This window comes from Paenibacillus planticolens (assembly GCF_013141725.1).
GTDB classification, from domain to species: Bacteria; Bacillota; Bacilli; order Paenibacillales; family NBRC-103111; genus Paenibacillus_E; species Paenibacillus_E planticolens.
Genome location: NZ_WHNZ01000015.1, coordinates 522,005 through 530,764, shown reverse-complemented (window position 1 = coordinate 530,764; position 8,760 = coordinate 522,005). Strand labels below are relative to the sequence as shown.

The 8,760-nt window shown below is 45.7% G+C and carries 6 protein-coding genes; all 6 read right to left on the bottom strand.

The features are described 5' to 3' along the window. Positions 1-2,707 (bottom strand): glycoside hydrolase family 3 C-terminal domain-containing protein (locus GC097_RS08480; RefSeq protein ID WP_171682856.1); only part of this gene is annotated, 2,707 nt, incomplete at its 3' end. A gap of 502 nt (positions 2,708-3,209) precedes the next feature. Further along, the gene (locus GC097_RS08475) at positions 3,210-3,473 is read right to left on the bottom strand and encodes a hypothetical protein (protein WP_171682855.1); all 264 of its coding nucleotides are present in this window, start codon (positions 3,471-3,473) and stop codon (positions 3,210-3,212) included. A gap of 21 nt (positions 3,474-3,494) precedes the next feature. Then, positions 3,495-4,865, bottom strand: coding sequence for an ABC transporter substrate-binding protein (locus tag GC097_RS08470; protein ID WP_171682854.1), 1,371 nt, complete (start codon positions 4,863-4,865; stop codon positions 3,495-3,497). Positions 4,866-4,932: 67 nt separating this feature from the next. Further along, positions 4,933-5,763 (bottom strand): carbohydrate ABC transporter permease, encoded by an 831-nt coding sequence (locus GC097_RS08465; protein WP_171682853.1) that lies wholly within the window; start codon positions 5,761-5,763, stop codon positions 4,933-4,935. 4 nt (positions 5,764-5,767) lie between these two features. Continuing rightward, positions 5,768-6,721 carry a carbohydrate ABC transporter permease gene (locus GC097_RS08460; protein WP_246294044.1) on the bottom strand — a complete coding sequence of 318 codons (954 nt, stop codon included), beginning with the start codon at positions 6,719-6,721 and terminating at the stop codon, positions 5,768-5,770. Positions 6,722-7,117: 396 nt separating this feature from the next. Then, positions 7,118-8,698: a response regulator gene (locus GC097_RS08455; protein ID WP_171682852.1), complete on the bottom strand. Its 1,581-nt coding sequence runs from the start codon at positions 8,696-8,698 to the stop codon at positions 7,118-7,120. Positions 8,699-8,760 lie beyond the last annotated feature (62 nt).

The window sequence follows — 8,760 nt, the reverse complement described above, 5'->3', positions numbered from 1 at the left end:
GGGCGTTGGCAATCAGCATATTCAGCGAGGATTTATTCACAATATGAATCTGGATGTAGTGGGAGGAGCCTTCTGTCTGAAATTCCTTTCCTGCGCCGTCAGCCAGCACTGCTGAAGCTATGGAGACGTTTGTGCTGGAACTAGCTGCAACTGACTTGGCTTTAAGTTGAAGCTTAAGTATATCTCCATCGGTTTTTATCGCCTTGCTTGATCCCAAGCTTGCAAGTATAAGCCGTACTTCACCCGGTCCTGTCACCTTCTTATCTACGATAGACACAGCTGTTGGGTCCGATGGTTGCGCATCAATATATTCAATGTCATTCGGATCAAAACTGATAGTCAAATCCTGAGCATATACGCCTTGCTCAACTGCTTTCATTAGGTGTTTCAAACCATAGTTCAAACTAAAGGATTCGCCTGGTGTTACGGAGCCATTCCCGGTTAGAGTAGTTATCGCGATGGCGTCGTTCACAGTGAAGAAGTCGTTCAACGCAATGTTATCCGAAGAGTTGCCTACATACACTTTATACTGACCATTGAGGGTCGTCCACGCATCGGTGTCTGCGTTCCAGATGGACAGCGGGTGGTTCGTTGCAGCAGGATTAATGGTAACTGTGACCTGCTTTTCTTCACCGGGGGCAAGCCAGATCTTTTTGAAACCTACCAAGCGTTTGGGGGGCTGTTTCGCATTCTCAGGCAGACCCAGGTAGACCTGAGGCACTTCGGCTCCCGCAACGTCTCCTGTATTCTTCACAAGGAACGATACCTGAATCGGACTGGTCCCATCGGTGATCCTTTGTGTTACGTCGAGATTAGAAATCTTAAAGTCTGTGTAGGACAGACCGTGACCGAAAGCGAATAGAGGGTCGATGCCATGGGCATCGTACCAGCGGTAGCCCATTTCAAGACCTTCGCTGTACGTCGCTGTCAACGGCAGGGGACCTGCTCCGTCGGGGTCAATCCCCGGCCACTGCGCAGGCGTGGCGGTTGCGGCTTCCCGCTCCTTGGTCGGGAACGTGATCGGTAGTTTGCCGGAGGGATTGATGATCCCCAGCAGCAGGTTGGCGACGATGTTGCCGTCCTCCTGCCCTGGATACCAGGCCTCAAGGACCGCTGGCACCTTGTCGAGCCACGGAAGCAGCACCGGGCCGCCGTTCTTGAGGACGACGACGGTGTTCGGGTTGGCTGCAACCACGGCCGCGACCAGTGCGTCCTGGTCCACTCCGTCCGTAACCGGCAGCGCGAGCGATGAGCGGTCGACTCCCTCACGGGAGATATCGCCGACCATCACCACGGCGACATCAGATTTTGCGGCCAGCGCCGCTGCCTCCGCGATGTTACTGGCGTTGTTATAGGTGACCGAGGCGTCGGAGCCCAGCGCGTGGAGCGCGTTGTTCAGGCCTTGCTCGGGCGTCACGGTATAGGGCGAGGTCACGACGATCACATTCGAGGGTCCCTGCGAGTTGAACTTCGCCGAGCCGGCGAACGTCGGGGTCCCGATGAGTGCGACCGATTTGAGTGAGGCCGCCTTCAACGGCAGTGCGCGGTGGTCATTCTTCAATAGGACGCTGCCCTGTTCCCCGATGTCCTGGATCCGCCGTCCGTTGGTCGCGAAATCGATTGGACTTAGGCTGTTGATAGGGTCGTCGAATTGCCCCAGCTTGAACATCACGGTGAACCGCCGGTCGAGCTGCCTATCGATATCGGCGACGGTCAGCGCACCCGTATCCAAAGCCTCGTGGATCAGTTTAGGGGTAAACCAGAGGGGGCTGGCGAACTCGAGGTCGAGGCCTGCCTTGATGGCCGGTGCCGTGCTGTGTGTTGCCCCACGGTCGGACATGACATAGCCCTTGAATCCCAGGTCCTCGCGCAGCCAATCGGTGAGCAGTTCAGAGCTTTCGCAGGCGTACACGCCGTTCAAGTGCGGGTAGGAACACATGACTGATGCGAGGTTGGCTTCTTGGATCGTCATTTCGAACGGCAGCAGGTATAGCTCGTGCATGGTTCGGTCGTCGACGATGGTGTCCATGGTCGAGCGGCTGGTCTCCTGCTCGTTGGCCGCAAAGTGCTTGGCGACGGACTGCACCCCGTGTGCCTGCACGGCGTTGACCTGGGCGACGGCCATGACTCCCGCGAGGTAGGGGTCTTCACCAAAGTACTCAAAATTGCGTCCGGCGTTCGGAACCCGGCCCAGGTTGATGCCTGGAGTGAGCAACACGTTGTGGCCGCTGGCACGGGTTTCCTCCCCGATGATGTCGCCCCACGCCGATGAGACGGCCGGGTCGAACGATGAGGCGACGGTCAGAGCACTGGTCAGACCCGTTGAAGTCGGTGCCACAGCGCAGTCACCACCGCCAAAGGGACCGTTGGTCATCCGGAGAGTGGGGATGGCCAGCTCGGGGATCCCTTCGACGTGGCGCCCCTGCGCGGAAAAACCGCAGCCAGGGAGGCTGGTGTTTTCCACCGGTTTCATGGCAATCTGCTGAATCTTCTGATCGAGGCTCATCGCGTCGATGAGAAGTCCAGAACGCACTTCGGGCGTGAGCGAGGCATTCATCCACGGAAGCGTGGACGAGTCAGATGTCTGTACAGTGATGGCAGGTGCACTCAATTCCTCGGCTCCGGCACCGCCGGTGAAGGTGAAGGTCGACGACAAAATTAGTGATACCAATGTAAGTTTTTTCAAATGATTAGAGATAATACCCAAAACAGAATCCCTCCAAATGGTAAGATAACTCTCGGCAATCGCCGAGGTGAATAAGGTTCATTCATTCGTGTTTTTTCTCTGGATGATTTAAAAAAAATACATTTCTAACTTCAGCGGAAATCTGGTCCTAATAGTAAAACGCTTTCAATTTTCCTGAAAAAATGAAACATCTACACAATATCAGGAGAACTTCTTGAAAATTTGGGCATCTTTTTCTTCGATTTTTAGCTTCCGGGTTTCTTTAATTATTTTTTTACCACCTCGCATTGTAACCCCTCAACGGAAATATTCCTTAATTTAGGCGTACTTCTTAACTCGTTTTATCTCCCTAAGTACCCAGACTACAATTAATCTTCTTCAAGTACTTTAATATTCAAAAGATACAACTACATCACCTCCCACTATAAATTAATGTTTTCTTTCATTTGCTCCTGTTTTCTTAGATTTTCAACATCGACATTCTCAATATATGGAGATATCAAGCTAAAATAACATATATTTACTAATAAGAAATCGACTGGGATATAGCTTGGAGAATATTTTCCAATCTGTTCAAGACTCTATTTAATTGAAGGTAATCACCAGGTTGCAGATCATAAGCAGGATTTTCCGTTCGTAATGTAATATCGGATAAGTCTGCATCATTATCGATAATCGTTAAACTCGTTACCAAATCGGTTAATTTATCGTTTAGAAAGCTTTCGGTTTGTGAAACCCAACCCATCCGAACATTGCAGTTACCTTCTCGGATGGGTCGGACTAGCATCTTGCTCCCATGAATCGTCAGTTATTTCTTGATTCCTTTATCATATTCCATTTTCGCCTTTTCCATCGCGCTGGCCCAACCATCAAGAAAGGCTTCGGCTGTCATCGTACCGGACATTACCTTTTGGAAATTTGGTTCCAAGGTCTGAGCCAGGATGCTGCTGTAATCCGGCAAATAGATCGGTAAATCCAATACAACCGTGTTTTTATCAGCCATTACATTGGCACCGTCTTGAATATGTTGTGATTTTTTCACATAGTCGCTTTGTAGTGAGTCTACGTTAATAGGCATTTGTCCAATTTTTTCATTCCAATACGCCTGTGTTTCACTAGAGAGAATAAATTTGAAAAACTCCCACGCTTCTTGCGGATGTTTGCTGTTTTTGAATATACCATAACCATTGGCGGTTGGAGCCACGATCGTTTTGCCGGTGTCTGATTTAGGCAAAATCGTTGACGCGAATTTCCCTTCACCGAGCGATTGCAGATGGTTGTTGTATGAACCGAAGTTATGCTGAACCATTGCTGATGTACCCGTATCAAACGTAGCTACCATTTCTTTATAGGCATTAGTAATGTCGCTCGTAGGTGTATACTTTTTATACATCCCTACATATTTCTTCAAGAATTCCAGATTCTTCGGATCGTTTACTGTAGCTTTGCCTTTGGCATCAAAGTAATGCTCCACGCCAGAATAAGCATACATCGCAGTAGTCAACTGATTTATACTTCCTGAACCGCCACGGATGGAATAACCGAATTGATTCTTTCCGGTATCGGTCAGTTTCTCAGCATCTATGAAAAAATCGTTCCATGTTGTAGGCGGCTTCAAACCCGCATTTTTGATCAAATCGGATCGGTACCAGAAGACATCCATATACATCGTACCAGGAATTTGATACAGCTTCTTGTCAGGCACCAAGGTGCGGTTGTAATCAACCAGACTTTTGGTAATTTTGTCCTTGTCAGTCCATTTATCGAAGAAAGGATCCAATGCTAAGAGTGCACCTTTGGCCGCAAAATCGGAGATCCAAATCCCAGTAACCCCGCCAATATCCGGTGTATCGTTTGAAGCGATTGCGACATCATACTTCTGTTTAGCCGAGGAGAATGGAATCCCAACATATTCAACCGTAATGTTCGGATTCTTCGTTTGAAAACGGCTAATAATTTCCTGTAAATAAGGCGTGCGATCAGGTCCGGCATTTTCATCCCAGAAGACGAGTTTAACATTCTCGGCTGGCTTTGCCGTAACGGCTGACTTCGCAGTATCCTCAGGTTTGCTACTAGCTGGACTGCTGGTACTACTGCTCGTGCCTGCTCCGCAACCGGACAATAGCACGGTAAAACTGAGGGCACTTAAAGTAAGAACAGAATTCATTTTTTTAAACATGCTTTCAACATCTCCCTTTTCATTTATTCGTATATAGGCTAATTCCCAATGGGAAGTTAGTTCAACCTTAGCCTTTAACGGCTCCAGAACCCATGCCCTGAACGAGATACTTCTGTACAAAACCGAATAAAATTACAGCAGGTACCAATGATATAAGACTTCCGGCAGCAAGAGCACCGTAATGGATATCGAACTCACCCTGCATATAGCGTAAACCGACTGGAAGCGTGAACAATGCCGGTTTACTTATGAACATCAATGCAAACAAGAACTCGTTCCATGCACTAATGAATGTGAATACTGTGGTCGCGACTATACCAGGAAGAAGAATCGGAAATATCACAAGAAAGATCGCTTTCAGTCGGCTACAGCCATCCACCATTGCAGCCTCCTCCAGCGCCTCCGGGATATTGCTGATGAACCCGCTCATAAGTAATGAATTGAAAGGAAGTTGGAACGTACTGTAGGTAATAATGAGGGCAAGTAGATTACTCGTCAGCCCCAATTGTTTGAATATCATAAATAACGGAATCAGTAGCATTGCGCCAGGTACAAATTGTGTACATAGCAGCATGATCATGAAGGCATTCTTTCCTTTGAATTTAAATCGGCTGATCGCGTACCCTACCAATACAGAACAGACAAGTACGATAATGACAGTCATTCCCGAGACGAATACACTATTTTTGAAAAAAATCGAAAACCCGACATTTTTCCAGGCAACTACATAATTTTCAAAAGTGACTCTCTCAGGCCAATAACGGATAGGTAACCTTGTAATTTCTCCCTCCCGCTTAAGAGATGTCACGATGGCCCAATACAGTGGAAATAGAGTGAAAGCCATAGCCAATAGGAGGGGCAGTCTCAATACGAACAATCGATCCAATTTTCTCAACATTTGTCTATTCCTCCATGCCATAACGACTCAGTTTCAAGTAGCCCATTGCAAACACTAGCAGTATGAAAAAACTGATTACGGTCAAGGCAGATCCATATCCAAAGTTCTGTGAGATAATTGCTTGATTGGCCACATACATCGTTAGAGTCGTAGTTGCGTTAGCCGGTCCTCCACCTGTCATCGTGAAAATTAAATCAACATTATTGAATTCCCAAACGGCTCTCAGCAAGGTGGAAAGTATAATCGAATTTTTCAAAAATGGAAGCGTAATATGGATGAATGACTTCCATCGTCCCGCTCCATCTACCCTCGCCGATTCGTATAAATCTTGGGGGACTGTTTGCAAAGCCGCCAGCATCGTAATCGCAAAGAACGGAATGCCTCTCCAGAGCTCTGTGATAATCACAGCCGGGAAAACCGTATTCAAGTCCGCCAGCCAAGCGAAGTTTTTTTCGATAAACCCGAATCTTACGAGTAGACTATTGATAAGGCCCATATGCTCATTGAAGAGCAGCGACCACATCGTTGAAGTAATGACCCCAGAGACCGCCCAAGGCATAATCGAAATGGATCGGAACAAACCGCGATAAGCAAAAGTCTGCGTTAAGAGCAGGGCAATCAGCAGTCCAAATATTAGTTGAAATACAACTTCTATCGATACCCACTTAAAAGAAATCAACAAGCTGGAGTAAAACAATTCATCCTGACTAAAGATATTCTTGAAATTATCCAAACCGATAAATCCGTTATAATAAGGCTTGGCTGGATTAAAATTTTGAAAGCTGTAATAAAACACATTGACCATGGGGTAAAATAAGAAGCTCATAATGAGTAGAACGGCGGGTGCAATCAACATATAAGGCATCCAATACGTTCGTGGGCGTTTCATTCGGTTTCGCGATGTCCGATTTGTCGGACTGGTCGGCAGTTTGTCTGTGTAGGTCGTGTTGGCACTCATTTGTTTCCTCTCTTTCGCTATGAATTACAGAATTACAGCGAATATGGAGCCGTATTCGCCTCACTCCGTTTGGCTATAATATAAATATAGAGAGTATTGGTGGAGTTTGGAATTCAATATCTTCTTAGCTCTTATCAATATCTTTTCATCCTATATAATAAGAGTATCCGGATTACTTTCACTCAGACTTCATAATAAAAGTTCAATGCTTAAAAAATGAAAAACACCCCCCTATGCTTTGGGAGTGCTTTTACTGGCTCAATCCTGAAATTTATTTTTTCAGCTAAATTAGTCTTTTAATCTTATATAAGTAAGAGTACATGGAATGATTACTTTCATCTGGGTCTTAATTATATGTAAACAATTGCAAGCAATTCTTCAAAATCTTACTAGTTTTTAGTTTGACGCATTCTTAAATTCTGATGGGGATACCCCTGTATATTTTTTGAAGCAGAGACTGAAATAATGCGGATTTCTAAAGCCTACTTTCTCAGCAACCTCATACGATTTCAAATCAGACATGCGAAGCAGCTCCATAGCCTTTTTCATACGCAATTGATTAAGGAATTCACTGAAATTAATGTTTTTTTCCTTCTTGAAAATAATACTTAAATACGTGGGACTGATGTGTACTACACTCGAAACATCTTGTAAAGAAAGGCCCTCTTGATCATAATGCACCTCCATATACGCCACAGCCCGATGGATGACCTTCTTCATGTGATTATCGCGTTGATGATTGACGATGGCCACTAATTGGATCACGAGTTGGCGGATACAATCAAAAATTTCATAGACCGTTTGCATTTGTTGCTGCTTATTGTAGATCGAATAAAAATCATCTAGTTGCTTTGCATGTTCTTCTAATTCTTTGTATATCACGACGGTAATTTCAACCCCGATTAGACGCACTCTCGATAAGGAAATCGATTGGCTCTTGATGATGGACTGCTCCATGGTACTTAATATGGAAAGCGCATCCCCCTCCAAGCCCAACTTGACCTTCAAGGCCAGTTCCTTCTCCAATCCTTCAAATTGACCTGATTCACTGTGAGGTGCCAGACCGATATCGGCAACCGTTAATACGCGATTCGTCCCCAAAATATGACGGAGCTCCAACGAAGATCGGGCATCCTGATAAGAAAAAGAAATTTCTGCTACCTGCTCATAATCAAAACCGATGCCTGCCGTCACCGTAGTTTTCAAAAATTTCTCTACATTAGCACGGATGGTTTCCGCGATCTCATAAGCCTGTCGTTCCACATTCTCATGCTCACCTTCAGCAAACACAATAATTACAACCTCGTCGTCAATGGAATTAAACACAATCCCCTTTCCCAAGCTAGCAAGCGTTTCTTCAGAAACGTTGATTACACAGTACTTCAGTACTTCTTTTCCAAAGCGATTCTGGTACTCGGGGTAGCTATAGTCATCCGCCTTCAGCAAAATAACGACAAAGCGGGCAGCTTTAAGCTGAAGACCGAGGAAGTCGATACCTGAATTAATTTCTGCCGGAGCCAACTTCCCTTCAATCAGTTTTACCAAAAATTGCTGTCTCAAAAGAGGCATTCCTTCAACGACCTTCTGCTTCATTTCGGACTCATATTCAAACTCTTTCATTGCACGTTTTGCCGTATCGAGCAACTTTTCACTATCAATGGGCTTTAACAAATAGTCAAACACCTTTAGTTGTAGCGCCCTTTTTGCAAATTCGAAATCATCGTAGCTTGTCAACATCAGGATTTTGGTCTCGGGAAAAGCTTTAACTACCTGCTCACTCAGTTCAAAACCATCGACAAATGGCATGCGAATATCTGTTATTATCAAGTGGGGCCTTTTCTCAGCTACAAGTCTCAAACCTTCCACACCATTCGATGCCGAGCCCACCAATTCAAAGCCGTTATACTGCCAATCTATGTTTTTACTTAAACCACGGGTAATAATGACTTCATCATCAATAATTGCAACCTTATACATATAGGATCCTCCTCGAGCGTTTTACGTTGAAAGCATTTACTTCATAAACATCACGATAGAGA